Raw genomic sequence first — 383 nt, 5'->3', positions numbered from 1 at the left:
GGGGGGGGGGGGGGGGGGGGCGACGGCGGGACGCTGCTCCCCGCACCCGCTGGGAGGGTCCTCCTTGCTACGGCCTGCGGGTTTCCTTCGCCCTGGCGCTGCCAGGGGGCATGGGGACTCGCCGTGGGGGCCCTCCACCTTGATCGTGGACACCTCGACACTGGATCTTGAGTCCAGGGAGAGGAGTCCCAGGTGGGGACCTACAAGTACTCGGCGGAGTTCCGGGCCGATGCGGTGGCGTTGGCCCGTTCATCGGGCCGGCCCGTCTCGCGCGTTGCCGCCGAGCTGGGTGTGAACCACGAGACGCTGCGGCAGTGGATCAGGACGGCGGAGAAGGCCGAGCGGCCCGAGGCGGTTGCGGCGTCGGCGAAGGACGCGGAGAT

Annotated in this window: 1 protein-coding gene; it reads left to right on the top strand. The window is 72.1% G+C overall.

Annotation, left to right across the window (positions count from 1 at the left end; genetic code table 11):
• Positions 1-192: 192 nt before the first annotated feature.
• Positions 193-383: transposase (locus IEZ19_RS45355; RefSeq protein WP_189317244.1), on the top strand; the 191-nt coding region annotated here is incomplete at its 3' end.

Source organism: Streptomyces brasiliensis (assembly GCF_014647875.1).
Lineage (GTDB): Bacteria > Actinomycetota > Actinomycetes > Streptomycetales > Streptomycetaceae > Streptomyces > Streptomyces brasiliensis.
This window is presented reverse-complemented; position numbering and strand designations above follow the sequence as displayed.